The 23,011-nt window shown below is 56.6% G+C and carries 33 protein-coding genes and 1 pseudogene; 15 read left to right on the top strand and 19 right to left on the bottom strand.

Annotation, left to right across the window (positions count from 1 at the left end; genetic code table 11):
* The 12 genes and pseudogenes from ACXJ5O_RS03485 to ACXJ5O_RS03430 form a co-directional block, all read left to right on the top strand.
* A partial coding sequence (locus tag ACXJ5O_RS03485) for a hypothetical protein (protein WP_457298673.1) occupies positions 1–193 on the top strand: 193 nt, incomplete at its 5' end.
* Between the two features lie 78 nt (positions 194–271).
* Positions 272–511 carry a hypothetical protein gene (locus tag ACXJ5O_RS03480; protein ID WP_457298672.1) on the top strand — a complete coding sequence of 80 codons (240 nt, stop codon included), beginning with the start codon at positions 272–274 and terminating at the stop codon, positions 509–511.
* Positions 512–569: 58 nt separating this feature from the next.
* Complete coding sequence (locus tag ACXJ5O_RS03475) at positions 570–917, top strand: hypothetical protein (protein WP_457298671.1); 348 nt, start codon at positions 570–572, stop codon at positions 915–917.
* Positions 914–1,156 (top strand): hypothetical protein, encoded by a 243-nt coding sequence (locus ACXJ5O_RS03470; protein ID WP_457298670.1) that lies wholly within the window; start codon positions 914–916, stop codon positions 1,154–1,156. Before ACXJ5O_RS03475 ends, ACXJ5O_RS03470 begins: the two co-directional genes overlap by 4 nt.
* A gap of 13 nt (positions 1,157–1,169) precedes the next feature.
* On the top strand, positions 1,170–1,589 hold the full coding sequence (locus ACXJ5O_RS03465; protein ID WP_457298669.1) for a DUF3085 domain-containing protein: 420 nt from the start codon (positions 1,170–1,172) through the stop codon (positions 1,587–1,589).
* Complete coding sequence (locus tag ACXJ5O_RS03460; RefSeq protein WP_457298668.1) at positions 1,586–1,783, top strand: hypothetical protein; 198 nt, start codon at positions 1,586–1,588, stop codon at positions 1,781–1,783. Before ACXJ5O_RS03465 ends, ACXJ5O_RS03460 begins: the two co-directional genes overlap by 4 nt.
* Positions 1,780–2,040 carry a hypothetical protein gene (locus tag ACXJ5O_RS03455; protein ID WP_457298667.1) on the top strand — a complete coding sequence of 87 codons (261 nt, stop codon included), beginning with the start codon at positions 1,780–1,782 and terminating at the stop codon, positions 2,038–2,040. The genes ACXJ5O_RS03460 and ACXJ5O_RS03455 overlap by 4 nt, the downstream gene beginning before the upstream one ends.
* Positions 2,040–2,477 (top strand): hypothetical protein, encoded by a 438-nt coding sequence (locus tag ACXJ5O_RS03450; protein WP_457298666.1) that lies wholly within the window; start codon positions 2,040–2,042, stop codon positions 2,475–2,477. Before ACXJ5O_RS03455 ends, ACXJ5O_RS03450 begins: the two co-directional genes overlap by 1 nt.
* 158 nt (positions 2,478–2,635) lie before the next feature.
* Positions 2,636–2,902 (top strand): hypothetical protein, encoded by a 267-nt coding sequence (locus tag ACXJ5O_RS03445; RefSeq protein ID WP_457298665.1) that lies wholly within the window; start codon positions 2,636–2,638, stop codon positions 2,900–2,902.
* 300 nt (positions 2,903–3,202) lie between these two features.
* The gene (locus tag ACXJ5O_RS03440; protein WP_457298664.1) at positions 3,203–3,403 is read left to right on the top strand and encodes a hypothetical protein; all 201 of its coding nucleotides are present in this window, start codon (positions 3,203–3,205) and stop codon (positions 3,401–3,403) included.
* A 68-nt stretch (positions 3,404–3,471) separates the two neighbouring features.
* Positions 3,472–3,831: a DUF982 domain-containing protein gene (locus ACXJ5O_RS03435; RefSeq protein WP_457298663.1), complete on the top strand. Its 360-nt coding sequence runs from the start codon at positions 3,472–3,474 to the stop codon at positions 3,829–3,831.
* A gap of 353 nt (positions 3,832–4,184) precedes the next feature.
* Positions 4,185–4,319, top strand: a pseudogene (locus tag ACXJ5O_RS03430) (ATP dependent DNA ligase); the annotation flags it as partial.
* Between the two features lie 72 nt (positions 4,320–4,391).
* On the opposite strand, the gene ACXJ5O_RS03425 reads toward ACXJ5O_RS03430, so the two are convergent.
* Complete coding sequence (locus ACXJ5O_RS03425) at positions 4,392–4,775, bottom strand: RidA family protein (RefSeq protein WP_457298662.1); 384 nt, start codon at positions 4,773–4,775, stop codon at positions 4,392–4,394.
* A gap of 110 nt (positions 4,776–4,885) precedes the next feature.
* Positions 4,886–5,587, bottom strand: a complete 702-nt coding sequence (locus ACXJ5O_RS03420; RefSeq protein ID WP_457298661.1) for an alpha/beta fold hydrolase — start codon at positions 5,585–5,587, stop codon at positions 4,886–4,888.
* A gap of 103 nt (positions 5,588–5,690) precedes the next feature.
* On the opposite strand from ACXJ5O_RS03420, the gene ACXJ5O_RS03415 reads away from it, so the two are divergent.
* Positions 5,691–6,617 carry a LysR family transcriptional regulator gene (locus tag ACXJ5O_RS03415; protein WP_457298660.1) on the top strand — a complete coding sequence of 309 codons (927 nt, stop codon included), beginning with the start codon at positions 5,691–5,693 and terminating at the stop codon, positions 6,615–6,617.
* An 829-nt stretch (positions 6,618–7,446) separates the two neighbouring features.
* Here ACXJ5O_RS03415 and ACXJ5O_RS03410 read toward each other — a convergent pair.
* From ACXJ5O_RS03410 to ACXJ5O_RS03355, 12 genes are all read right to left on the bottom strand, one after another.
* Positions 7,447–7,929 (bottom strand): hypothetical protein, encoded by a 483-nt coding sequence (locus ACXJ5O_RS03410; protein ID WP_457298659.1) that lies wholly within the window; start codon positions 7,927–7,929, stop codon positions 7,447–7,449.
* Between the two features lie 916 nt (positions 7,930–8,845).
* Positions 8,846–9,331 (bottom strand): hypothetical protein, encoded by a 486-nt coding sequence (locus tag ACXJ5O_RS03405; protein ID WP_457298658.1) that lies wholly within the window; start codon positions 9,329–9,331, stop codon positions 8,846–8,848.
* Positions 9,332–9,471: 140 nt separating this feature from the next.
* Complete coding sequence (locus ACXJ5O_RS03400) at positions 9,472–10,470, bottom strand: MT-A70 family methyltransferase (RefSeq protein ID WP_457298657.1); 999 nt, start codon at positions 10,468–10,470, stop codon at positions 9,472–9,474.
* A 4-nt stretch (positions 10,471–10,474) separates the two neighbouring features.
* Positions 10,475–10,708: a ParB N-terminal domain-containing protein gene (locus tag ACXJ5O_RS03395; protein ID WP_457298656.1), complete on the bottom strand. Its 234-nt coding sequence runs from the start codon at positions 10,706–10,708 to the stop codon at positions 10,475–10,477.
* A 75-nt stretch (positions 10,709–10,783) separates the two neighbouring features.
* Complete coding sequence (locus ACXJ5O_RS03390) at positions 10,784–11,041, bottom strand: hypothetical protein (RefSeq protein WP_457298655.1); 258 nt, start codon at positions 11,039–11,041, stop codon at positions 10,784–10,786.
* Positions 11,026–11,328 (bottom strand): hypothetical protein, encoded by a 303-nt coding sequence (locus ACXJ5O_RS03385; RefSeq protein WP_457298654.1) that lies wholly within the window; start codon positions 11,326–11,328, stop codon positions 11,026–11,028. The genes ACXJ5O_RS03390 and ACXJ5O_RS03385 overlap by 16 nt, the downstream gene beginning before the upstream one ends.
* A 45-nt stretch (positions 11,329–11,373) precedes the next feature.
* Positions 11,374–11,721 (bottom strand): hypothetical protein, encoded by a 348-nt coding sequence (locus tag ACXJ5O_RS03380; protein ID WP_457298653.1) that lies wholly within the window; start codon positions 11,719–11,721, stop codon positions 11,374–11,376.
* A gap of 142 nt (positions 11,722–11,863) precedes the next feature.
* Positions 11,864–13,276 carry a primase-helicase family protein gene (locus ACXJ5O_RS03375; RefSeq protein WP_457298652.1) on the bottom strand — a complete coding sequence of 471 codons (1,413 nt, stop codon included), beginning with the start codon at positions 13,274–13,276 and terminating at the stop codon, positions 11,864–11,866.
* Positions 13,273–13,488 (bottom strand): hypothetical protein, encoded by a 216-nt coding sequence (locus tag ACXJ5O_RS03370; protein ID WP_457298651.1) that lies wholly within the window; start codon positions 13,486–13,488, stop codon positions 13,273–13,275. Before ACXJ5O_RS03370 ends, ACXJ5O_RS03375 begins: the two co-directional genes overlap by 4 nt.
* A 190-nt stretch (positions 13,489–13,678) precedes the next feature.
* Positions 13,679–13,939, bottom strand: coding sequence for a helix-turn-helix transcriptional regulator (locus ACXJ5O_RS03365; protein WP_457298650.1), 261 nt, complete (start codon positions 13,937–13,939; stop codon positions 13,679–13,681).
* A 184-nt stretch (positions 13,940–14,123) separates the two neighbouring features.
* The gene (locus ACXJ5O_RS03360) at positions 14,124–15,317 is read right to left on the bottom strand and encodes a tyrosine-type recombinase/integrase (protein ID WP_457298649.1); all 1,194 of its coding nucleotides are present in this window, start codon (positions 15,315–15,317) and stop codon (positions 14,124–14,126) included.
* 196 nt (positions 15,318–15,513) lie between these two features.
* Positions 15,514–17,280, bottom strand: coding sequence for an outer membrane beta-barrel protein (locus ACXJ5O_RS03355; protein WP_457298648.1), 1,767 nt, complete (start codon positions 17,278–17,280; stop codon positions 15,514–15,516).
* A gap of 133 nt (positions 17,281–17,413) precedes the next feature.
* Here ACXJ5O_RS03355 and ACXJ5O_RS03350 point away from each other — a divergent pair, with 133 nt between their 5' ends.
* On the top strand, positions 17,414–18,409 hold the full coding sequence (locus ACXJ5O_RS03350; RefSeq protein WP_457298647.1) for a KpsF/GutQ family sugar-phosphate isomerase: 996 nt from the start codon (positions 17,414–17,416) through the stop codon (positions 18,407–18,409).
* A gap of 12 nt (positions 18,410–18,421) precedes the next feature.
* Here the strand turns inward: ACXJ5O_RS03350 and ACXJ5O_RS03345 are convergent, their stop codons facing one another.
* The 5 genes from ACXJ5O_RS03345 to hemH all read right to left on the bottom strand — a co-directional run bounded on the left by ACXJ5O_RS03345 (position 18,422) and on the right by hemH (position 21,563).
* Positions 18,422–18,619, bottom strand: coding sequence for a type II toxin-antitoxin system HicA family toxin (locus ACXJ5O_RS03345; RefSeq protein ID WP_457298646.1), 198 nt, complete (start codon positions 18,617–18,619; stop codon positions 18,422–18,424).
* Positions 18,620–18,622: 3 nt separating this feature from the next.
* Positions 18,623–18,859: a DUF1902 domain-containing protein gene (locus ACXJ5O_RS03340; RefSeq protein WP_457298645.1), complete on the bottom strand. Its 237-nt coding sequence runs from the start codon at positions 18,857–18,859 to the stop codon at positions 18,623–18,625.
* Positions 18,860–18,920: 61 nt separating this feature from the next.
* Positions 18,921–19,379 carry an NfeD family protein gene (locus ACXJ5O_RS03335; RefSeq protein ID WP_457298644.1) on the bottom strand — a complete coding sequence of 153 codons (459 nt, stop codon included), beginning with the start codon at positions 19,377–19,379 and terminating at the stop codon, positions 18,921–18,923.
* Between the two features lie 18 nt (positions 19,380–19,397).
* Positions 19,398–20,396, bottom strand: coding sequence for an SPFH domain-containing protein (locus tag ACXJ5O_RS03330; protein ID WP_457298643.1), 999 nt, complete (start codon positions 20,394–20,396; stop codon positions 19,398–19,400).
* A 111-nt stretch (positions 20,397–20,507) separates the two neighbouring features.
* The gene (hemH, locus tag ACXJ5O_RS03325) at positions 20,508–21,563 is read right to left on the bottom strand and encodes a ferrochelatase (RefSeq protein WP_457298642.1); all 1,056 of its coding nucleotides are present in this window, start codon (positions 21,561–21,563) and stop codon (positions 20,508–20,510) included.
* Positions 21,564–22,078: 515 nt separating this feature from the next.
* Between hemH and ACXJ5O_RS03320 the strand changes: the two genes are divergently transcribed.
* Positions 22,079–23,011 (top strand): cytosine permease (locus ACXJ5O_RS03320; protein ID WP_457298641.1); only part of this gene is annotated, 933 nt, incomplete at its 3' end.

The following is a 23,011-nucleotide window of genomic DNA, read 5'->3' as shown; positions in this document are numbered from 1 at the left end:
GAATTACCTCTTTCCAGAGCCGCCAAAAGCTTTTGTGCCAGCGCCGCCGAAGCCTGCGCCGGTCGTCGTGATCAATAAGCCGCACGTCGAGACACCGTTGCAATACTACTGGCGAACGCGCCCAGACGAGCCGACCTATCGGGAGAAGTGCTATTCCAATCCCACGTTCATCGACTGCCTGCTGGCACAATAAAGTCGAAACAGGGAACCAACCCTGTCATCCGTCCAGAGCAAGACGGGTCTGATGATGACGCTCCAGGAACCAACAAGAATGAAAACTGCACTCGTAATCGCACTCGCACTTCTGGCAACCTCGGCACAGGCCGACACGTATGTGCGCAGCCACACCCGTTCGGACGGCACCTACGTTCAGGGCCACATGCGTTCGTCGCCAAACGGCTACCAGAACGACAACTATTCCACGCGCGGGAATTCCAACCCGTACACCGGAGAGCAGGGGACGCGCCGTTCGTACACCACATACGGCACCGAATGCACCGGCTGGTGCTAACAAAAAACGGGGTCGGCTTCGGCTGACCCCACCATCAACAAATCAAGGAACCACAAACGTGAAACAATATCTCATACTGGCAGCTTCGATGCTGCCGCTCGCTGGCTGCGTACAGGGACAGGCAGAATTTGCCAGCCTCGACGGCTCGAAACTTTCCAAAGCCAAACTCGTACAGGCACAGGGTTTCTGCAAGATGCGCATGAGCGACCAGATTGACCGGCAGATGGTCATGTACGGCATGCCGAATACCGGCGCGCTGGTTGATGACGCCAAAGCGTGTTTCAACTCGCAAGGTGTCCAGATCACCGGCTTCCGCCACAAGGACGGTTCGCTGCACCAGAACCCGTTTGGCAGCGATCCGCGCAGCAAGCGGTTTCCGTCAGCACCGAAAGTGGCAGCGCGATGAAAATCCTCATCGCAGCAGCGTGCATAACTATCATCGCGGGTGGTGCCTATTTCGGCATCACCCAGTATGACGCCTACCGAGCTGAGAAGGCCGAGGAATCACTGCGCCAGCAGCAGGCCCAGACTTTGCGCGAGTTGCAGGATCGCCAGCGATGCGAAGATTTGAAGGCCAATTGGACAGAAGCTGAACGTGACGAACTGCTTGACTGTAACCGGCGCGGCATTCTGAAATATCAGTAACAAGGATCCACCCATGAAACTCACCGTTACGAACGAGAACCTGAAGTTGCTCTGGGCGGATGGCGAAAAGTGCTGGCCGAAAAGCACGAGGCCGAATTTCGTGCAGCATATGGATGGCGACCAAAATCCGCCGCAAGGCTTCTGGATCGTCGGCGATCAGGGCGTCTACCTGATGCACAATGGCGTCTTTCCGGACGGCGAGAAGGCAGTCGTCGCCTATGCCGAAGAATGCAATCCGGAGAAAAACGGGGACTGGTACGACGTGAAGCGCGACACCTTCGGCGGTGATGACGGCGTCGATCTCGTCGATAAAGAAACCGTCAAGTCGGCGCTCGACCAGAATGGCTGGCTCGAATTTACCTTCACCCCAGAGCAGATGATGGTCAACGTCGTCTGGAACACCGACAACGTCAAAATAGGGAGGTTAAGTTGAAAAGTGGTAGTCGCACATTCGAGGCGCGTATGGACACCCCATGGAACGAGTTCAAGGTCCCGCACCAGCCAATGCATATACGCATCAATCTGGATGTCGAGACTTCAAAAGGCTCTATCGATTTTCACTCGCTAGACTATCGGGAGTTCTTCGGCAGCATTCCTGTCAGTCTATTGCCGCAGACGAAGTCATGAGCGGTCCGCAACTCAACACGATCCTTCGTATCGAAAGCGTCTGGATGGCGCTGTCGGTCGATGACGACGGCACCGAAGGCGTCTGCGGCGTCATGCTTCCGAGCGGGATGTGGATGCCACTCCTCGCTGCCGACGAAAAACGTCTGCCGTTCATCCTCGAACAGGCCGAGATGGTCGCCGTCAGCCAGCAGCGGCTGATCCGCATCGTCAAGCTGACCACGCGGGAGGAATACAAGGTTATCGACGGGAGGTCATAATGTATCAAATCCCGAAAATGGGGCGCGTCAGGTTCAATCGCCAAATGACCCCTGACGAGGAAGAACGCCTCATGGAACACGTCGTCGAGTATTTCCACTTCTGCCAGTGTGAGGTTGCCGCCGAACTTGGCATCAAGCCCCAGCCGGACGGCGACTGGAGCGAGGAGGATGCCGATGCAATCTTTGCCGAGATAGAAAGGACGCAAAGGCGCAGCAGCCTTCTCTTCGACCTGAGTACCCCTCTGCCGGATAATGATAATTTCATGTTCCTGAAGGACGCCCAGTGCATCGCCGACTTTGCCCACTCCAACGGTGACAAAATCCTTGAGCAGGCTGGCCGCGAGCCGATGGAAAACGGCGAGTGGAGCCAAGAGGACCGTGACTGGTTGTGGAGGGAATGCCACAAGCGTTTCGAGGCCTTCCTACCGAGGGGATAGTTCATAAGAAGAGGGAAGCACTGGATAAGAAACAGATCGCAGAGGAGCATGCACCCAGGCTGCACGTCGTGGGGATCATTCGGCTTTGACAAGCGCTACGGGCTGGAGTGGTATTGCAGTGAGCATAAAGCGGACGCTGGCAACTGACGCGGGGGCGAATGGCAACGGGCGATGACAAGAGCAAGGCCGAGCGTAAAGCCAGATTGGCCGAGAAGATGCGTAAATGGCGGGCCGCTAATCCGCCGAGCCCCGAGCAGAAGGCCAAAGCGGCAGAGCGGGCTCGCAAGTGGCGGCAGGAGAACAAGCAGCATTACGAGGCTTATATGAAATCTTGGCGCGAGGCTAATCCGGAGCGATGCAGGGTGCACGTAAGGGCATATGAAGCAAGAAAAAGGGCCGTTGCCAAAGCGCCTGGTGAGGAATAGMAATCCTTGTATGCGGGAACAAAACTCCAAGACAAAGTCCCGGCGTCTGTCATCCGAGCCCATGAACCCTGCGTCGGGCCTCACATTCGGTCTTGGGAACAGAAAACGCGTTCGTTGCGTTGCGGTATCGATTCATCAAACCGAGATTGCCGAATACCATGACGACAATTCCCGCTGATTTGCTCTCAATCGATTTGGTCATGGTATCCATTGGCGGCCATTGCCGTGGTGGTGGCCATTTGCGTATGTTTTATAGTGCGGCGTTGGATGCGCTAAGGATGTCGTGCAACGGAGCAGGCAATGACTGACGATGACAGGAGATTAATGATGGAGATTTCCGCCCAAGCCGACATTGCCTACCAATCTCGCCCAAAAAAAACCAACTCCATGGCTCTAGCCAAGGCACTCGGAAGTGAGTTTCCCCATCGCAGAATCGAAGATATCCATCAAAAAATCAGGAATGTTTGGCGGCTGAGGGGGCTGCTTTGTCAAGACAAGTGATGCTTCACCCAAACCACGGCGATCCGTCCAGCAAACGTTCCGTGAGCCATGGTCCCAGATAGTAAATATTGACTATCGCTGATTGCGGAACTGAGTCCACGTTTGGCCGTTTCGCGCTGATGGACGAAAAACCCTTCAAAGAAGTGCGCATCATGACGAGCCAACCTGGCCGCATGCGCGTCGTCACCTCGGCACTTCAGGCCGCAGAGCTGATACTCACAGATTGGCCGATCGAGGAAAGCGATATACTAACCGCTGCGAAACACGCCCTTCTATCCTGTTTAGAAGGGACCCTATCCCCCGGATCAGGGCGCTTCGCTTTCATCCAGGCGGCCAAGGAAGCAGGCAACTATGTGGATGAACCGGAACGTGGACCGCCGACCGGCAAATCCTTTCGGTGGCACAAGAACAAACCACGGCGGGTATGACCAATCTTAAATTACTGGAACCAAGTGCTCCGCCGATAGTTTGGGCGTTGGTGCAAGGGGACATGGATCCTCAACCGAGGCCCGTTTCCAGTCACTCCCCCCGTGTGTATTTGGCGGACCTCATCTTTTGTTAACTATACGGGCGCAGCCTATGCGGGCTGAAGCCCAATGTCAGCGAACCCGACCTGCCTTTGTATTGTGTACTTGGCGGGTCGGGCACTTTCTAGGAAATGTGTCATGCGTAGCGAATTCACTCAATTTACAATCCTTGACTTGTTCACCATCATTTCTGGGATTGCATCGATATCGACTCTATGTTGGTTTTTCGTGTCATAACGCAGACGCCGCCGTAGCCAACACTGGTCGCGGAGATCAACTATGGCGCCTGGACCAATGACGGTAAACTGCGCCACGCTTCGTTCAAGGGCATGCGTGAGGTCGCAGACCATGCCGAGGTGTTCGAGATAGACAGCTTGGGCGGCAACTAAATTGATCATATGCTTCTGTTAAGCGTTCTCCGGGCGAGGGGAACGTAACCTGCCTCATCAAGGCTCTGCTGACTAAGCGTTTACGACTGCGATTGCCTCAACTTCGACGAGCAAATCTGGGTGAGCGAGTCCGGATACGAATAACAGTGTTGATGCAGGCTTTAATGCCCCGAAGCGAGCCTTACGAACCTGAGCAAATGCTGGAAAATCCTCACGGCGTGTCAGGAAGACCGTTGTCTTGACCACGTTTTCGAAGGTCATCCCGGCGCTTTCCAGCACTGCAGAGAGATTCTCGAAAACAGCATGTGACTGCGCCGTGATGCCCTCTGCAATGCTACCGTCAGCAAAGGTTCCGATCTGGCCGCTGATGTACAGGGTTCTTACCTCACCTCGCACTTCGATACCGTGGCTGTAGGTAGCTGCCATGCGGCCATCTGGGTTGTGTGGAATGCCCATGAAAACACCTCCTAACAATTTCGGACCGGCTTAAACGCGCCTACTACTATATCAAAGCGATATAGAAGAGATCGCCTCATGACGGTCTCTTTCCATTTGTCCTAAAGGTGTCAGCGGCTCGAGGTTGAGGCTGCGGCCTTGCGGATTACATCGATCACTACATCGGGTTGGGAGAGCATTGGCACATGGCTGCTTTTGACTTCCGTCACTGTAGCGTTCATTCGCTTGGAAACCCAGCGCTGGAGATCGGGATGCACAGTGTGGTCCTCGGTCGTGAGCACATACCAGCTTGGCTTGGTCCGCCATGCGACGCGGTCGGCTGTCAGCTTCTGCTGATTAAGCAGGTCTGCATTAGGGGCGAAGTGGGTTGCCCACACGAGTTTCTGCTCGGGTTCCGACAGGTCGCCCGCAAAGAATTTAGTCCCGCTCGGCCGCAGCCAAGCGCGATTGTCAGCCAGTTCGACGTGTCCAAAAATGTCAGACGGATACTTGTTGAGCTGATCCTGCACGGTCTCGCCGGCGTCAGGGGCGACAGCGGCTATATAGACTAACCCAACGACGCGATCATCAGTCCCCGCGCCGGTGATCGTGGCGCCGCCGTAGGAATGGCCGACGAGTATAACAGGGCTGCCAACACGGTTGAGAGTGCGCTTCACGGTGGCGAGATCTTCTTCATAGCTGTCTAGTCCGTACTGAACTGCGATCACTTCGTGGCCGTCGGCCTGCAGCGCGGGGATCACCTTGCTGAAGCACGAACCATCGGCCCAAAGTCCGTGGCAAAATACGATGGTAGGCTTGGATGCGGTGGACATTTTGCTTTCTCCTTATTGAACTTAGCGAAATTAAATCTTCCTTCTATCTGTGACAAATACCTTGTATGTTCCGACCTATGCCTTGGAGGTATAGCGAGGATCAATGGAACTCCGCCATCTACGTTATTTCATTGCGGTTGCGGAGGAAGGCAGCTTATTGACCGCTGCCCAGCGGCGACTGAACACCTCGCAGCCGTCGTTGAGCCGGCAGATTCGCGATCTCGAAACTGAAGTCGGCGTACAGCTATTGGAGCGGCAGGCGCGCGGCGTTGTGCTTACCGCAGCGGGTCGCGTTTTTCTGGATCATGCTCGGCTGGCACTTCTGCAGGTCGAGGCTGCGACCGAGGGTGCCCGGCGGACAGCACAGCCGAAAAGGCCCGTACTTGCTATGGGGTTTTTGGTTGGACTGGAGGTCACGTGGCTACCTCACCTATTGCGCATAATCCGTGAGGAAGCACCGGATGTCGAAGTCACACTGTGTAGTCAGTCTTCCCCGGAGCTCGCACTTGCGTTGATGCGCGGGAAGTTGGACGTGGCCTTCCTTCGCCCCGAGAAAAATAGTTTGGGGCTATCCTTCAAATTGTTAGCGAAGGAGCCTCTGATCGCCGTGCTGCCGGCAGGCCATCACTTGGCGTTGCGCAAAAAGATACGGCTGCAGGACCTTGCCCGAGAAATTTACGTCAGTTCGGCGAGAACGTCGCCGGAATTGCAATCTGTGATTCAGGATTACGCATCAAGGGCTGGGATCACGCTCAAGCCAAAGTACGAAGGCGAGAACATATCGTCGGCAATGTCGCTCGTCGCCTCCACGGGCGGAGTTACTCTTGTCCCGCTTTACGCGCAAAATATGCTGGCACCAAACGTTGTTGCCAGAGCTCTTGAGGGTGTGCCTCCGACAGTTGATCTCACGTTGGGATATAACGAAGCCAATTCCTCTCCCTTGCTCGGTCGGCTTTTGTCTCGTGCAGATGAATTAGTAGAAAACGTCCAAAATCAGAGCATCATCCGTTACGCTGAAGATTTACAATAATCTGCAACCAACGGAAAATTAGCTAGGGAGTGATAATAGCCATTGGGGAGGGACCATTGCCGATGTTGATGAGCTTATGTCCCGCAGACACCCTTAGTTCACCAGCATCATTCTAGGGTGGGAACAATCGGGCCGCGGCGGAGTGTAAAGTGAAGAGAGTACTGATCCACGGGATTTTGTTGATGCCCGTCACCATCGTAGTGCTATGGTTTCGCCCATTCTGGCTGTCCGAGTGGGGCCCACTTACCTTCTGTATACTTCTAGGGGTTGGCACGGCGATCGTCGCGGGATAGGGATACGATGGCAAGCCATTCTCTATTCGCTTCGGAGTGATTTGTGGCATCGCATTTGGCTTGGCCTGTTTGGTCATGTTCTACACGAACGCGTACGTTGGCATTGGGGTATTTGCGGCACTTGCCTATTTGGGCGTCAAAACGCAGTTCTTTGATCGGAGATTTGATCAACATGAGGCCAACACGGCAGAGCAAAAGCTACCTCCGCGAACTGGACAATAATCTCGCCACCACACCCGCTGACCAACGCAGGGCTTCTGGTGGGTGGAATGGCGAAATTTCCAACAGGTTTGCAATCTCCCGTGGCGTCAAGCTTGGATTATTGGATTTCAAGCAGGAGACATAATCGGCGAGCCTGGTTGCAGTGTCGCGCTTGTCCCTTTTAGGCCTGTACCTCTTCCGCGGTTCGTTCATTGCGTCCAATTCAAATGATGAGATATTGGATCGGACGATAGTTGAGTCGTCTGGCGGATTGAATTGGTTTTCGGAGCACAGGCAAACTGGAGGCCGATTAAGTCGACCTCCTTGTCTTTGGCTCACGTGCAGGTACGGACGGCTCCGGCCTTCAACAGTTCGGGCCATTTAGGACCAAGGGTTTCGCGAGCTGAGATCGCCTGGCTTGCGCCGGGGTCACCATCCTTCAGCATCTTGATTGCCAGACCTTGATCGTGGCTTCCTGACACGATGGTCGGCCCTGGGACGTACGAGGTAGTTCCCTGATAAGTTGCCATGTTGCCATAAGCAGTCGCGGTACCATAGGTCTGGTATTGTCCCGGCATCTGCGTGACGTGGATATTACTCGAAGCGTTTGCCCCTCCGATTATGTAGCGGTCGTAGCCGGCCTTCAGCGTTTCGATGGCAGCCTGCTTCTGAGCTACCTTTGCTGCACCGATCCCACCACAGGCTGGTGCTGCCGAAGTTTGAACGATGGCTGTGTCTGCTGATGTTCTAATAGTCGTGCTCGATGCACACGCCCCGAGCAGCACGCACGGTAACGCAACCCCAATAATTCTGATCATGCTGTCCCCCTGCCAAAATTGGCGGGCTGAATACAACAGCGGGCAGGCTTGCGCACAACTACCGAAATAGAGCTATCGGCGGCTTATTAACCAAAAATCGGATACGACAATATGAATCTGAGATTTCCAACGGAGAGCATATGACTAAGGGTATGTCACACACGGCTTGCTTTGCACACTTTGGGACCACGCCCCGGAATGTGCAATGGAGTTGGTCCGCAAGAAATGAGGAAACAAAGAACGTAGCCGTCACCCTGTGGCAGCATGAGTTCATAAAAGGTATATACGAACGCGGCCCCCTCGACCCCACCAAGCGCATGCGACCAGGTCACCCGGAACTGATGGATAACTTAAGGTGGGCCCTTAACCACTGTGAAGGTCGAGTTCGCGTGATCATTGCTATTGCGAAAGACAAACTCGCCGAAACAAAACAGATCGCGGAATGTGCGCCTACCAAAATGGTAGTCTACGTTACTCACCTCGATGAAATGTCTGGCGCCTTTCGGCTTGAAGCCCGCCTGTAGCTGGGATATGTCCTTCACAAATCAAATATTGGCTCAGTGCAACGGCGTTTACGGAGTTAACGGATGGCTGTGGGCGCTACAGAATGTGAATTGTGGGCCAACAGGGCATGGGTCGCCGTTACGATTGAGGATGTCTTATACAAGTTCAACGGGCCGCATCATGCGTTGCATTGAATGCCATGGGTCCGTAAGGCCCCACAAGGAAGGCGTGAACGGAAGCGTTGCTCATTTCGAGTATAAGGACGCGCACCGTGGCTGCTCACTCAGTGTCAGTTTTAATGGGACCCGACGCGTGCATCCGAAACCAGTTCGCGTGTAGCATCGACATGCTCCAACCCCGCGGATGATGAAGCTTCCCAAGCTCCTTTGGCAAAACCTGTTTAGGGACTTGTTCAACTTCGTCGCGATTTGATTGTCAGATCGATAGCCGCCTCGACAGCAAGCTCAGGAAGATCGAAAGCCTTACATAGAGCCAGTGCCCGGCGTCGCAACTCATGATCGGATTTGCAGCTGGGTATCTTGTCGACAATTTCTCTCGCTTGCCGACGTTCGTTGTCGGTGCCGTGTCCCATTTCAATCCCGGTTCTCAGAAGAAGTTGATGAAAATTGTCGGGATCGAAGCCCTGCTCTCTTGCCCAATTCCGCCCGAAGCTGATAGCCCAGCCGCGATTACGAGACCAATTGTGCGTGCAAAGATTGACAGCCATCGTTCTTCTGCGAAGCTGATCATCCGAAAGCGTCAGATCTTTCAATGTTTTCATTGCCACCACCTCATGCCAAATACAGTTGTGCGCTTGGTCTATTTTAGCACAGCGACGGAGGGTTTGCCGCGGCGTCTTTGGTGTTTGAGAAGGGGTTTTTGAATTTGCGACAAGCACCTATGGCCGGCAACCAGGGATGGACTTGAGTTTCACGGAATATAGAAGAGAAGCCCGCGTGCGCTCCCCCGATGGGTGGACCGGTCCCCTCTCACTCCCGCCCCCGGCCATCTCCGTGTCCGTCGCCAGCTGCGCTCCGTTTACGATGGGATCTCGTCACCCCAACAGGTCCAGCCAAGACGCTGCCGGCGTGCAAACAGTTCGAGGTAGGGACCAGGCGCAAGCCGCTCAATGCGTCGGTAGACTTCATTAGGTTTCTCACTATGCCGGCCGTTTGGTGYGCGAACAACTTGGTGAACGTCGAACGCGAGACGAGAAGGATTGCCACGCGTTGCCAGCAACACCGGCTCGGTATTTGACCGCGTCCAATAGCCGTTCCCCCAAAAAAGATCGTCGGCCTCGCCTGTTGTCTTTTCCCATAGAAACCCCAGACTTTTGTATTCAAATCCCCAAGCGGAAATAACACTGCTGACCCCGGCCTGAAAACTGTTCGGCAACATTAGCGGCCAAGTTGCCCACATCAATAGCAGGCACTTTTCGGCAGCGAGATTCTGGATTATCGATCCCATGGCACAGATGTCATCAAGCGACATTTCCTCATAGTGATTGCCACACGATGTATGTATCTTTCCACGTGCACTGAAAGTCACGAAAGGCCAGGGTGGATCCGAACAAATGACCCCCGCGCGGTATCCGGTTTCAGCCAAGGCTTGAAGGTCAGCAACTGTTCCGCCCGACTCTCTTCGTTCTTCGTATGCTTCGCGGTTGCGAGCGACTGTGAGAAGTTTGTAGGCGCGGTCGATCCGGTTGGTTCGGTCTATCTCCTCCACTAACGCTCCGAAGCGGTCCGGCTCGGTTTTCGCGGCGTCAACGACAGCAAAGCGCTTCCGTGTAGTCGGCTCACTCTCGCCAAAGAGTTTCGCTACCAAAGCCGTAGTATTATCGGAGCGATTGCTGCCCACCTCTACGAAATTTTTTGTAGAAGTTAGATCGGTCCGCATCCCTTGCCGCTGGCGACGCAGGGCGCTCCAGTGCTCTATGATTAGCCGCTGCGCCTCGGCGAGTTCGCTCTGGGTGAAATTTTTGCGTGTGACGTTCTCTTCAATTTCGGCGCGCAACGCAAACGGCAGCGCACCCAAAAGCTCAGGATCCAGCATTATGTTCCTCCCGTATGAAAACCGGTATTGTGGTCCAGCCAAGACGGTGGCAAGCAAGCAGGCGACGGTGACCGGCGATGAGTTCGTTGCCTGGTGTCACCACGATGGGCTGTAGGAGCCCGAGTGCTTCAATTGATGCAGCAAGGCCGGCAATATCGCCCAAGTCGCGCCGCAAGCGTGGTCCGACGATAATATCGGCAATATTCGCGGTGTCGTTCATTAAGTTTCTCCCCTTCGAAGAGGTTGGCCCGCGATACGGCTACGCACCGCTTGCACCGGATACGGGTTCGCACAGTCACCAACGGCTTCGACTGTCAGCCTCGCGCTTGCGTTTCATCAACCACCGACGTTCAAGATCGCTGCGAGGATCGGGATCGCCAGCAATGAAGATGAAGCGCTGGCGGCATAGCAGCGCATCCATGTCGCGGCGCAAAACCGTCAGGCCATCCCCATCGACCACGACCAGCTGCTCGTCGTGGAAGTGACCCGCCAGCGCTTCAGCTTCAGATTGGGCGAGGTCGTTGGTTTCGCCAGCGGTCAGCATGGGGTCCATCGGCCTTTCTCCGCCGACCAGCGCGTTCGCCGTCTTGCGGCCCTTGCTGCCCTTGCCGCCCTTGAGGCTTGCTTTCCTCGATCAGCGTCGGGGTATTGATCGATAGCGTCGGCAACCCGCAGAATGGCCTTGCCGATCCTGTCCACGTCTTCTTGTTTCGCTTCGATGAGATCGCGGCTCAAACTGTTGCGAAGTTCGATCAGAGCCGCACGCGGATCGAGTCTCGTGCGCTTTACGCTGATGCGTATATCGACGATGGCCTCAAAGTCTGGCGTAAGTATTAGCATTTTTCTCATCCTCAGTTTTGCCGTCGCGTGATTGGCGACGGCGTTTCAGTCGATGATGATTTCCATTTCCAGCAGTTGCGGATTCTCGGCGACCCAGAGCGCGAACGCATCGCCATCGGCAGCGCCAAGCTTCACACACTTTCCGAACGTATCGACAACTGGATAGCGCCGCATCAGCGCAACGGCGTTCTGGCTGAACTCCATTCTGGCCTTGAGAACCTGAAGCCGCTCCTTGTCCAGCACGTACGCCTGTTCCATGGCCAGCTTGAACTCGCCGACCGTCATCAATGGCCAGCGCTTCGCCAGTTCCCCTCTCAGGTCGAAGTTGGCAGGCGGCGGCGTTTCCGGTGACAGGAAGTCGATGAGTTCCTCAAATTGCTGTGGTGTTAGCATTTCCCTTTCCTCCTCATTGCAGCCGCGTCATTGCGGACAGCAGTGCTGACACCGTTGGCAGTGTTTTTCATTCCGCACGAAATGGACATATGTTTTCCGAGATTCTCCGAATGCGGAACCACTGCCAACAGTGTTTTCTCTGTCATGTTTCGCCCCTCTCATAGAGTTCGTTTGCCGCGTCGAGCCGGGTTCGTTCCGAGACCCCACGCAGGCCGTAGACCGCCTGACGGCGACCGTTGATCTTCCATAGACGGCTTTGGTTGTCGGGATGCTCAACACGGATATAGCCGAGCTTTTCCAGCTTCTTCGGCACCTGGCGGCGGTTCTTCGGATCGCGTATCCAGGCCGCGAGATGTTCGGAGGCTGCCAGCGCCAGCCTGTCGGTCGAGAAGGCAAGACGCAGTTCGCCACCATTGCTTTCGGTCAGCCTGTCGATGGCGTCCTCGAACTCGCTTTCGTCGCTTGAACGCTGCGCATCGACGATCTCATAGAAGGCCCTGGTCTTCTTCGGCGGGGCCTTGGCATCGAAGCCCTTGAGGCTGAGGCTCTGAAGAAGGGCGGCTACGTGCCAGATGCCGCCCGCTTCGTACCATTTGTAGAGCTTGTCGAAATACGCTTGGTCGAATGCGCCCGATTCGCCGACCGCCGGCAGGTTGGACCACGCCACATAGTGCCGCCTGTCGTCGGGCGGCAGATAGACGCCATCGGTCTTGTAGTTCGAGGTGATGATGACGCCGGCAACATTGGGGATGCGGTATTCGTTGATGCCCTTTTCGTCGATGCGGATGGTTTCGGGCGGCGTCGCCATGATCGGCTTGCAATGTTCGTAAAACGAATAGGCCGAGAGATCGCCGAGATCGTGTGCCTCGTTGATCCGCAGGATCACGCATTTCATGAAGCTGTTAAAACGTCCCAAAAGCTGCGTAGGGTTGATCTCCTCGAAGTTCCAGTGACCAACCGCATAGGCGACCGGCTCAAGGATCGTATCCTTGCCGATCCCCGGTGCACCCCCCAAAAGCAGCGCGTGGTTGATCTTTTCCCCCGGCTTTTGCACCCGATGCGCCAGCCATTGCAGGATATGGTCAGCGTCGTCGGGATAGACGGTGCGCAGATGCCTGAGCCAAGGCGAGGCCTGCGAGGCTTCGCCACATTTGAGTTCCGGCGCGCGATAGAGGTTGAAGATTCTGGCACCGGCATGGAGGATAAAGCCGCCCTCGGCGACGATGCGGTTTTCGATAATCACCGGATAACCCGGCATCCAGGTCATCTGCTCGACAGGCCGGTTGCGGTCGAGCCATTCGGTCGGCTGCACAAACTGATGTTCCTGTGGATCGTTGACTTCCGGTGTCATCAGCACCGGAGGGATGCGGGCATTGACGCTGGTGGACGGCCACAACGTCCGTGTCGGCACATGGAAATATTTGTGCAGGGGCATGTAGGCATGGAAGTCCTCCAGCCGCACCGTCTTGTCGCTCGGCCATTCGTACTTGCCTCTGGCCTTCTTTTCCTTGCGCCGCCGTTCGACTTCTTCGCGGGAAATGATCTTGTCGGTCATGGCCAGCGCCTTTGCGGTGGCCACAAAACATCAAGTTCGTCGGCGCGCCAACGGGCCTCATGCGCCTCGTCGGCACTGCAGCCGAACAGCGCGCCAAGCTTGCGATAGAGATGGATGCCATCGGCCTCCTCTCGATGCGTTCTGAGCCACATGGCGGCACAGGCGACACGGTGGCGGCGCAAGGGTCTTTTCCGGTAAAGTGGATCATCCATGTTCCAAGTCCTTCATGAACTTGGCGGATGGGGTTTACGACCGAAACGGAGGGGTGCTAATGTCTACCACGAATGATATAGCGTTTTCCCTACCGGTCCGGTTGGATGGCAACCCCATCCGCCGGATTTTTTTGATCATTTCTGTGGTTCCTTGATTGGTCCGTTTGGATACGCGTGTGTGCTGCGGCGTTTACTCAGCCGCGACTTCTTCCTGGCGTGCGATCTTTTTCGGTCTGCCACGCTTGGCACGGCCACGATGCTTGGCGATGTAGTTGCGCTTGTAGGCCTCATAGTCAGAGCGCAGGAACTTGCGGTGCGTGCCGAAATAGACTGGGCGCGGGAAGTCGGGATCGGTGTCCACCAGACCGTAAATGTAGGCGCGGGATACGTTCAAATCCGTTGAAATGAAATCAGTCGAGATAAAGGTCGATGTCAGTGGTTGTCTCGGCATGGGCGTTATCCTGATCAGTTGTGTCAGTTGACGTTATACAACGCTGTGTCGCGACGTTTCTGCAACAGGAAAATGTTCTTGTTATCGGCCCTTTTTGTTCACGCTGCACACATCAGTGCATTTGGTCCACATATGTTCGCGACCCGTTCTGCGCCCAGCATTGAAAACATTGCTCACAAAAAAGTTACCGCCTGAACGCCAGCACGTTGCCCGTCTGCTTGCCCGTCACATAGGTGGACCATGCGTCCAGCACGACACGGCGTTTCTTGATCGCTTCACCGCGCCTGTATGCCCGCTCGGTTTCATCACCGGTCCGGTGATCCAAAATTTCCTCGATCGTCTCGCGGCCAAAATTGGTTTCGTTGGTGGCCCAGTCCTTGAGAGACGATCTGAAACCGTGGATCGTCACATCAGCTGCAAGCTTCCTCAACGCGACAAGCATGTCGCCGTCCTTGAGGTCCGGAAACACCCGTCCTTCGCTTGCCTCGTCCTTCCTTGCGGTCATAAGAGCCATTGCGGCTTTCGACAGGGGCACGAGATGGTCGCGTTCCTTAGTCTTGGTGCGGCTTTTCGGAACGGTCCACAGCGCCTTGTCGAAGTCGATCTCGGCCCAGTCGAGATAGGTCGTTTCACCAGATCGCACGCCGGTCAGGACGGTCAGCAGCAAGGGCACGAGCGCCGGATCGCTGGCAAGATCGAGGCCCGCAACGAAACTTGGCAGTTCGCTGTAAGGCACTGCCGGATGATGGCCTCGTTGGAGCTTCGGACGCGGCGGCAAAAGGTGGTCGAGGCAACCTCGCCAGCGTGCAGGATTCGGACCGGAGCGATGGCCCATGGCTTCGGCCCAGTCCAGCGTCCGTTCCACCCGTCCGCGCAGCTGCTTGGCCGTCTCCGACTGGGTCAACCACAGCGGTTTCAAAATGCCAAGCACATCCTCGACGGTAACGGCACCGACCGGCTTGTCGGCAATTGCTGCGGCATGCTTGGTCAGGCTGCGCGTCCAGCTTTCCTCAGTTTTTCTGTTTTTGAAGGTCTGTTTGAGGCTGGTGAGCAAAGCGTTGCCGCATTTGCCGAAGGTCATCAGGCTGGCCAGCTTTTCAGCACGCGGGTCACGACCTTCAGCAAGCTGGGCATGGATGGCCAAACCTTTCTTGCCTGCCATGGGGATGGAAACTATTCCGGCCCCGCCTGCACCCGTCCAGCTGCCCAAACCGATGTCGCCGGTACGTGCGGATATGAACTGCCAGTCTTTCGAAAGGGTCTTCGGCCTGACCCGCAAGTAGACGCACGGCACGACACCGTGCGGATACCTGCCAGGTGTGGTAAGATCGTCTATAAATTTCTTGGTCAAAGGGCGGTCTAATTTCTTCTTGCTCATGAGGGCTGTCCCTGTGTTCGTCCTAGTGCGACTAACTACACATACAACGCTTATGACATTTATAACAAGGAAAACCCAGTAAATGCTGGCTTTTAAACACCAATGGACACCAGTAACTCTTTTAAAGCGCCCTCATGGTGAGCTTGTCGAACCACGCACAGCGCCTTCCTTAACTCATTTCGTCAAAAAGCCGATCCTACCTCTGCAGCGTCACGCCCATGAAAATGCTGGTTTCATTGGTCTGGCGCGATTCAACTTCGCTGCGGGTGAATTCATGCCGGGCGCTGATGTCAAAGCCGAAGAAACGATTGAACCAGTAGGTCGCGCCGATTTCAGCGCCAAAGCCCTTGTCCCATCCGGTGCCATCCTTGTTGTCGCGCAGTGATGCAATCAGCGTTGCCTTGAGATCGAGATTGGCTCGCGCCTGCCGCTTGATGCCGACCGTGCCCTCGTAAAAAATCGAGCCGCTGTCGCCGGGTGCCGTGGCTCCTTCTACGCGGGTGAGGAGGCCGATATCCACATCGGTTCCGCGCTGCGGTGACCATTTGAGGGCGCCGTCGACGCTGAGGCCATCCACTGGCGAAAGCCGGTCGTCGTCTATGCCTTGGCGCAGATAACCAAGCGCGAATTCTCCCGCCAGCTTCTCGGCAAAGTCGACCTCGACACCGCCGCGCAGGCCCGTGCGAACGCCAGAACGCTGGAAGCCATTCGAATCTTCCTTCTCGTCATACATCAACTTGCCGATTTCGACTTCGGCGAAAGGCTTGATGGCCGGGGACATTTCGAAGCCACCGCGCAATGCAATGCTGGCAAAGGTATTGTTGCGGTCCTTCTGGCTGACGACGGAGCCATCGGAGAATTCCGCATTGCCATAGACGGTACGATCCACATTGCCTTTTACATCCGCGAAGAACTTGCCGAATTCCTTGCGCACACCGAGACTGCCATCGAGCTCCTGGACGGCGGGCCGGTTCGAGGTTCCGACAATGGTTGTCGGTGCGCTCGGGTCTTCCTGCCGGTAGCGGTAGCCAGCCTCGCCCTTCACGGTGGTGCGTTCGCCAAGGTCGAGCTGCATGCCACCGCGCAGGCCGACATTCGGAGCGGAGTATTCCTCGCCTGAAATTGTCTTGTCGTAGGTGCCATCGAAATCGAGCCAGGCGGAGTGGCGCGCCCAATCCGTTGTGGCGCGGGCGCGCAGGCGTGTCTCCGACAATAGTGCAGCGCTGCCGTCCGAGCTGCCATCGGCATTGGTCGTGGCGCGCAATCCGGTGCTGATGGAGGGGCGGAGTGTTACGAGACCGGCCCTGATACCGAGCGGCGCGAAGGGCTCCGGATCGGGCCGGATGATACGGCGTTCGAGCGCTGGTTCCGGGAGATTGTCGCGATCGGTTCGACCTGCCGGCGGGTTGGCTTCCCTGTTTTGCTCGATCGGGCCGTTATCGAATGTATCGGCGCGTTCTTCGTCCAGCAGCGATCGCTCACCGGGACGTAAGCGGAGCGGGCGCGCAGCGGGTACAGGTGCGGTCTCGCTGCCGGGCAGGGTGGCAGAGTCCGGGTTAAGGCCGCCGCTGTTGTCGGCGGGACCGGACGGCGGCGAACCATCATCCAGCGGAACGCCAAGCAGGCCGAGATTGGAATTGTCATCATCGGGTGGCAGCGCTCCCGGACTGACGGGCTCGTAGCGTCGTGACGGTATGCCGCTATCGGTTGGCGAAGAGGAGGCATTTGGTGAATTGGCCGTTGGCGAGCCATTGGAATCATTGTCGTTTTGCGCCTGCACCTGCGCAGAATTGTCCTGCAGGGTGCCGCGTAGCGGTGTTGCTTGCTGGGCATGGGCTAAGGGTAGGAAAGCAAACACGGTGCTGCTGAGCAATGCTGCCATCAGACAGACATTGACTGCAGTCCTGAAGCTGCCGCCGCCTGATGGCGGTGCTTCCAAGCGTGGTTGAGAAATGTGCGTCAATAGGTTTGCCAGTGTTCGAACGTTAATGATGGTAAAGAGCCATGGTTAACGACTAGCTAACCGGTGCCGCTGTATGGTGCTGCGGCGAACAAATATTGGACAGCGGCGAGCAGAGGCGCTAACGGTTGCGGCCATGCAGGCAATAAACGATACCGAACTGGACAAAACCGCAGCCGTCGATTCGGCCAAGCGGACGATTTCAACCGAGACGGACGGGCTGGCCGCGCTGAGCAATGCGCTGGAAGGTCCTCTGGCCGAGGCGTTTTGCAAGGCGATCGAAATGATTGCCGGAGTGCGGGGGCGCATCATCGTCACCGGCGTCGGCAAGAGCGGCCATATCGGCTCGAAAATCGCAGCAACCTTCGCCTCGACGGGTACGCCGGCTTTTTTCGTGCACCCGTCCGAGGCAAATCACGGCGATCTCGGCATGATTGCGGTCGACGATGCCATTCTCGCCATTTCCTGGTCTGGAGACACGGCGGAGCTCAAGGGTATTGTCAGCTATTCGCGGCGCTTCCGCATTCCGTTGATCGCGGTGACCGCCGGCGAGAATTCGGCGCTGGCAACCGCTGCCGACGTGGTGCTTTTGATGCCGCGGGTGACGGAAGCCTGTCCGCACGGCCTGGCGCCGACGACTTCGACGCTGATGCAACTCGCCATGGGTGATGCGGTTGCAGTGGCGCTGCTCGAGGCGCGGGGCTTCACGGCAGGCGATTTCAAGACCTTCCACCCGGGCGGATCGCTCGGCGCAAGTCTCACCCATGTGCGCGAGATCATGCATCGTGGAGATCAGCTGCCGCTGGTGCCGCTCGGCATGCCGATGCCCGAGGCGATGAAGGTGCTGGCAGACAAGCGCTTTGGCTGTGTCGCTGTGCTCGATGACGAGGGGACACTCGCCGGGATCATCACCGACGGCGACCTTTCACGCAATCTGCATCGCAATCTGGCGACGATGACCGTCGACGAGATCATGACGCGGCAACCCAAGACGGTGCCGCCGACGATGCTGGCAAGCGCGGCACTGGCGCTGCTCAACGATCACAATATCGGCGCGCTGATCGTGACCGAAAAGAACGTTCCGGTCGGGATCGTGCATTTCCATGATTTGTTGCGGATCGGCGCTGCTTGATTCTGTCAATGCTCAGAATGCCTTAGGCAAGCCGGCTTGTTTTAAAACAGCGTTGGCGGTGTGGCGTTTTTCGATGTTCGAGGGAACAACAAAGAACCGGTTTGTGATCGGACTGCTCCAATATTCGTGGCTGCCCTTAGCCTGGCGCACGAATTTGCATCCGGCTTTGCTTAGAAGATCGGTGAGTTCCCGATAGAGACTTGCACCCACGTATTAGAGTGCTTTTGCTGAGGAATGATCTGTTTCAATATAAAAGCGGAGGCGAAGCTTCTTCGGATCGCTCACCCAGCCATTCAGAACGGCAATCTCCGGCGCAATCTCCCAAACCCTTTCGAGCAACTCACCATAGCTTGGTGCTTCGATGGCAATCGGCAAGTCATCGTTGACGCCGATCCAGACGCCATCGTCCTCGAAAACAGAGACAACAAAGCTTGGTGTTTTGTTCTTCATTTCCAAATCATATCACAGGCGCGATTGGCATCGCAAACAGGACAATAGTCTAATAACGAGCCTAAGCCGCCTCCACCACGAGCGTTCCACGATCGATACCGGTGATGCGCACGCGCGTTCCAGCGGCAAGGTCGGGTCCCGTTACGCGCCACAGGCTGTCGCCGACGCGGGCCCGGCCACGGCCATTGATCGTTGCCTCTTCCAGCGTCACCACTTGTCCGATCAGCTGTTCGCCGCGCCGGTTGAGCAGCGGTTCGTCCGATTCCACGTCCGTCGCGCCGATCAGCCTGCGGCCGATGAAAACGGCGATGACGGAGAGGATCAGGAACAGGATGACCTGGATTTGCCAGTGCACCCATGAGGTCTCGCCAAACAGGATGGCGATCCCGCCAACGATGAGCGCTGCGATACCGAACCAGAGGAAGAATATCCCCGGCGCTGCCACTTCCAAAATCATCAGGACCAGGCCGAGAACGATCCAGTTCCATGGTCCGAGCTCGGCGAAGAGACGTTCAAGCATAGGCGCCAATCCCCCGCTTCACGTTMACGAATTTGAGCCTGTGCCCGGAACGCTGCGGCCGCGTGCGGGTGGTGTCGACGGGGTGGTGGGGTTTGTCGCAGCGTTGTCGCCAAACACCTCACGGGCAATCGCGCCGATACCGCCGAGCGAACCGATGAGTGCGGACGCCTCCATCGGCATCAGGATGACCTTCTGGTTGGGGCTGGTAGCGAACTTGCCAAAAGCCTCGGTGTATTTCTGGGCCACGAAATAGTTGAGCGCCTGCACATTGCCGCCGCTGATTGCGGCAGAAACGAATTCCGTCGCCTTGGCTTCGGCCTCGGCCAGACKCTCACGGCCTTCGGCTTCGCGGAAGGCGGCCTCGCGCCTGCCCTCGGCTTCGAGGATCTGAGCCTGCTTGAGACCTTCGGCACGCAGGATCTGCGCTGCCCTTGTGCCTTCCGCTTCAAGCACGACGGCGCGTTTGTCGCGCTCCGCCTTCATCTGGCGGCCCATCGAGTCGAGGAGGTCCTGCGGCGGATTGATATCCTTGATCTCGACGCGGGTCATCTTGATGCCCCAGGAGTGCGCGGCCTCGTCCACGACCCGCAACAGGCGGTCATTGATCGTATCGCGGTTCGACAGGAGTTCGTCGAGAACCATGGAGCCCATGACGGTACGGATATTGGTCATGGTCAGGTTCAGAATGGCATTTTGCAGCCCGCTGACCTGATAGGCCGCCTGCGGCGCATTGAGGATCTGGTAAAAGGCGATGCCATCGACCGCGATGTTGGCATTGTCCTTGGTGATGACTTCCTGGGTCGGAACGTTCAGCACCTGCTCCATCATGTTGAGCTYGGCGCCGATGCGGTCGAAGAATGGCACGATGAGATTGAGGCCGGGAGCAAGGGTGCGCGTGTATTTGCCGAAGCGTTCGATCGTATAGTTGTAGCCTTGTGGCACAGTCTTGACGCCCGCAAACAGAACCACAAGCACAAGAACGACAAGTACTGGTATCGTGAAGTCAAAACCGCTCATCTATGGCCTCCCCTGGCTGACCTTATGGGCAGCGTCAATAATCACAACTCGCCGGCGGGTGCACGATAGACGATAGTTGTGATTCTCGCGAGGGTTTGCGGGAGGTATGTTTTAAAGTTGGACCCAGCCCTGCAATTCCCGGCGGACAAGCGTCTCGATGACCTTCATGCCTTCGTCACTATCGTTTAGGCAGGGGATATGGGTGAAGTTGACGCCGCCATTGTGATGGAAGATTTCGGCGCCTGCGACCGCGATTTCCTCGAGCGTTTCAAGACAATCCGAAACGAAACCCGGGTTGAAGACGGCCACGGATTTGACGCCTTCCTTGGCGAGTTTCTCCAATGTCTTGTCCGCGTAGGGCTGCATCCATTCTTCCGGGCCGAAACGCGACTGGAAACAGGTGATCAGCTTGTCCTCGCTCCAGCCGAGCCGCTCGCGCAGTAGCCGCGTCGTCTTCCAGCAATGGCAGGGGTAGGGATCGCCGCGCTTGAAATAGCTCTGCGGAATGCCGTGATAGGAGGCGATCAGCACCTCCGGTTCGAAATCAAGCGTCGCGTAGTGCTTTTCGATGGAGGTAGCGAGGGCATCGATATAGACGGCTTCGTCCTGATAGGAGGGGACCGTGCGTGTTGCGGGCATGAAGCGCATCTTGATCAGCGCCTCGAAAAACTTGTCGTTGACCGTTGCGGTCGTCGTTGCCGAATATTGCGGATAGAGCGGAAACATCAGGATGCGCTTGCAGCCCTGCTTGTCGAGCCGCTCCAGCGCCTGCTCGATCGAAGGCTGGCCATAGCGCATACCCCAATCGACGATGATCTCAGAATGCGAGGCAAGCGCCGCGCCGAGCTTTTCACCCTGCGAGCGGGTGTAGGTGCGCAAGGGGGATTCGTTGCGCTCCCGGTTCCAGATCTTGTCGTAGAGTGCGCCGGATTTTTTCGGACGGGTGTTGAGCACGATGCCGTAGAGCACCGGCAGCCAGATGGCACGAGGCCACTCGATGACGCGCTTGTCCGAAAGAAATTCCTTCAGATAGCGCCGCATCGATGTCTTGTCGGTGCCGTCCGGCGTGCCCAGATTGACGAGGAGAACGCCGACCTTCGCTGTTTCGATGCGCGGATGGTCTTCCGGCTTTGTGACCGCTTTCAACGTCTCACCAGAAATTGCCATATCCACCAACTCCACTTCTTGGCGTGGAACCTAGTCAGCATGGGGCTGATTGCAAGAGTGCGAAAGGCCGCATGTTGAGTGGGTGGGTCAAGATTAGAGCGAGCTTCGACCATATTGAACCAGTTCTGTTTCGCGGATGGCGAGACAATCCACGCGGAAGGTGGCTAGGCCGATGTTTATCCATCGGACGAAGCCGCCTGACAAAGTGGGTGGCCGCCAGCCGGAAACCCGGAGGGCCGGGTGAATTTGCTCCAAATCCTTCGGGCTTCGACTTCGTCCGATGGAAGGGCATCGGCCTCGCCAAACCCCTCGACCTTGAACCAAATTCCCACCGGCAGAACGATTCAATATGGTCGAAGCTCGCTCTAAGTCATCAAAACAGCAACATGCTGAATTCGCAGGCACAAGGACAGCACTTTTGACCTCTTTGCCGGCTCACCGACAGCGCTTTCAACTGGCACAGAACTTGCGTTGAATCATTCGTTCTTGTTCATCAGACGAAGGAAGCGATTTCCATGGCCAGCAATCCGCATGCGACACCCCCCACCCTCGTCATCACAGGCGCTCACCCGCAGCTCTACAGCCAGGATCTGGCACCCACAGCACCGGAAGGGCGCACCTGGGGCGCCTTCAGCCTGTTCGCGATGTGGATGTCGGACGTCCACTCCGTTGGTGGTTACACGTTTGCCGCCAGCCTGTTCTTCCTCGGATTGACCGGCTGGGAGGTACTCATTTCGATGATTGTCGGCATTACAGCGGTCTATTTCCTGATGAACCTCATAGGTCGGCCATCGCTGAAATACGGAATTCCGTTCCCGGTCGCCGCGCGCATGTCCTTTGGTGTCATGGGTGCAAATCTTGCTGCCGTTTTGCGCGGCATCGTCGGGATCGTCTGGTACGGCGTGCAAACCTATTTTGCTTCCAAGGCCGTGCAGGCATTGGCGATAACGCTTTATCCCGCGGCGGCGGATTATACGCACAACGACATATTCGGCCTATCAACACTCGGTTGGATGAGCTTCCTGTTCATGTGGATATTCCAGCTTCTGATCTTTCTGCGCGGTATGGAATCGATCCGCAAATTCATCGATTTCTGCGGGCCCGTCGTCTATGTGGTGATGTTCGCGCTCGCACTCTGGATCCTTTCACAAACCGGTTTTTCCAGTCTTTCGCTGCAGCTTGCCCCTCCAGCCGAGGGCTCATCGCTGACCCACATGGCGAATGCGTCGATGCTGATCGTGGCGTATTTCGCGGCTCTGCTGCTTAACTTCGGTGACTTTTCGCGGTTCTCGCGGGACGAAAGGGCCATGAAGGTCGGCAATTTCCTTGGACTTCCGGTAAATTTCATCGTGTTCGCCATCATCGTCGTGATCGTGACTGCAGGAACGGTGCAGGTGTTCGGCGAAGCGATCCTCGATCCCGTGGCGATTGTCGAGCGCATCAACAAC

The sequence above is a fragment of the Phyllobacterium sp. P5_D12 genome, assembly GCF_054049495.1.
This window is presented reverse-complemented; position numbering and strand designations above follow the sequence as displayed.

Excerpts from the sequence above, each read along its gene's own strand:
- ACXJ5O_RS03480 (WP_457298672.1), top strand. The coding sequence starts at position 272 with ATGAAAACTGCACTCGTAATCGCACTCGCACTTCTGGCAACCTCGGCA.
- ACXJ5O_RS03390 (WP_457298655.1), bottom strand. The coding sequence starts at position 11,041 with ATGGACCCCATGCTGACCGCTGGCGAAACCAACGACCTCGCCCAATCT.
- ACXJ5O_RS03425 (WP_457298662.1), bottom strand. The coding sequence starts at position 4,775 with ATGGGCATTCCACACAACCCAGATGGCCGCATGGCAGCTACCTACAGC.
- ACXJ5O_RS03450 (WP_457298666.1), top strand. The coding sequence starts at position 2,040 with ATGTATCAAATCCCGAAAATGGGGCGCGTCAGGTTCAATCGCCAAATG.
- ACXJ5O_RS03385 (WP_457298654.1), bottom strand. The coding sequence starts at position 11,328 with ATGCTAATACTTACGCCAGACTTTGAGGCCATCGTCGATATACGCATC.
- ACXJ5O_RS03370 (WP_457298651.1), bottom strand. The coding sequence starts at position 13,488 with ATGGATGATCCACTTTACCGGAAAAGACCCTTGCGCCGCCACCGTGTC.
- ACXJ5O_RS03470 (WP_457298670.1), top strand. The coding sequence starts at position 914 with ATGAAAATCCTCATCGCAGCAGCGTGCATAACTATCATCGCGGGTGGT.
- ACXJ5O_RS03395 (WP_457298656.1), bottom strand. The coding sequence starts at position 10,708 with ATGAACGACACCGCGAATATTGCCGATATTATCGTCGGACCACGCTTG.
- ACXJ5O_RS03375 (WP_457298652.1), bottom strand. The coding sequence starts at position 13,276 with ATGACCGACAAGATCATTTCCCGCGAAGAAGTCGAACGGCGGCGCAAG.
- ACXJ5O_RS03440 (WP_457298664.1), top strand. The coding sequence starts at position 3,203 with ATGACTGACGATGACAGGAGATTAATGATGGAGATTTCCGCCCAAGCC.
- ACXJ5O_RS03415 (WP_457298660.1), top strand. The coding sequence starts at position 5,691 with ATGGAACTCCGCCATCTACGTTATTTCATTGCGGTTGCGGAGGAAGGC.
- ACXJ5O_RS03340 (WP_457298645.1), bottom strand. The coding sequence starts at position 18,859 with ATGAAGAACAAAACACCAAGCTTTGTTGTCTCTGTTTTCGAGGACGAT.
- ACXJ5O_RS03380 (WP_457298653.1), bottom strand. The coding sequence starts at position 11,721 with ATGCTAACACCACAGCAATTTGAGGAACTCATCGACTTCCTGTCACCG.
- ACXJ5O_RS03360 (WP_457298649.1), bottom strand. The coding sequence starts at position 15,317 with ATGAGCAAGAAGAAATTAGACCGCCCTTTGACCAAGAAATTTATAGAC.
- ACXJ5O_RS03335 (WP_457298644.1), bottom strand. The coding sequence starts at position 19,379 with ATGCTTGAACGTCTCTTCGCCGAGCTCGGACCATGGAACTGGATCGTT.
- ACXJ5O_RS03455 (WP_457298667.1), top strand. The coding sequence starts at position 1,780 with ATGAGCGGTCCGCAACTCAACACGATCCTTCGTATCGAAAGCGTCTGG.
- ACXJ5O_RS03350 (WP_457298647.1), top strand. The coding sequence starts at position 17,414 with ATGCAGGCAATAAACGATACCGAACTGGACAAAACCGCAGCCGTCGAT.
- ACXJ5O_RS03445 (WP_457298665.1), top strand. The coding sequence starts at position 2,636 with ATGGCAACGGGCGATGACAAGAGCAAGGCCGAGCGTAAAGCCAGATTG.
- hemH (WP_457298642.1), bottom strand. The coding sequence starts at position 21,563 with ATGGCAATTTCTGGTGAGACGTTGAAAGCGGTCACAAAGCCGGAAGAC.
- ACXJ5O_RS03465 (WP_457298669.1), top strand. The coding sequence starts at position 1,170 with ATGAAACTCACCGTTACGAACGAGAACCTGAAGTTGCTCTGGGCGGAT.
- ACXJ5O_RS03410 (WP_457298659.1), bottom strand. The coding sequence starts at position 7,929 with ATGATCAGAATTATTGGGGTTGCGTTACCGTGCGTGCTGCTCGGGGCG.
- ACXJ5O_RS03420 (WP_457298661.1), bottom strand. The coding sequence starts at position 5,587 with ATGTCCACCGCATCCAAGCCTACCATCGTATTTTGCCACGGACTTTGG.
- ACXJ5O_RS03365 (WP_457298650.1), bottom strand. The coding sequence starts at position 13,939 with ATGCCGAGACAACCACTGACATCGACCTTTATCTCGACTGATTTCATT.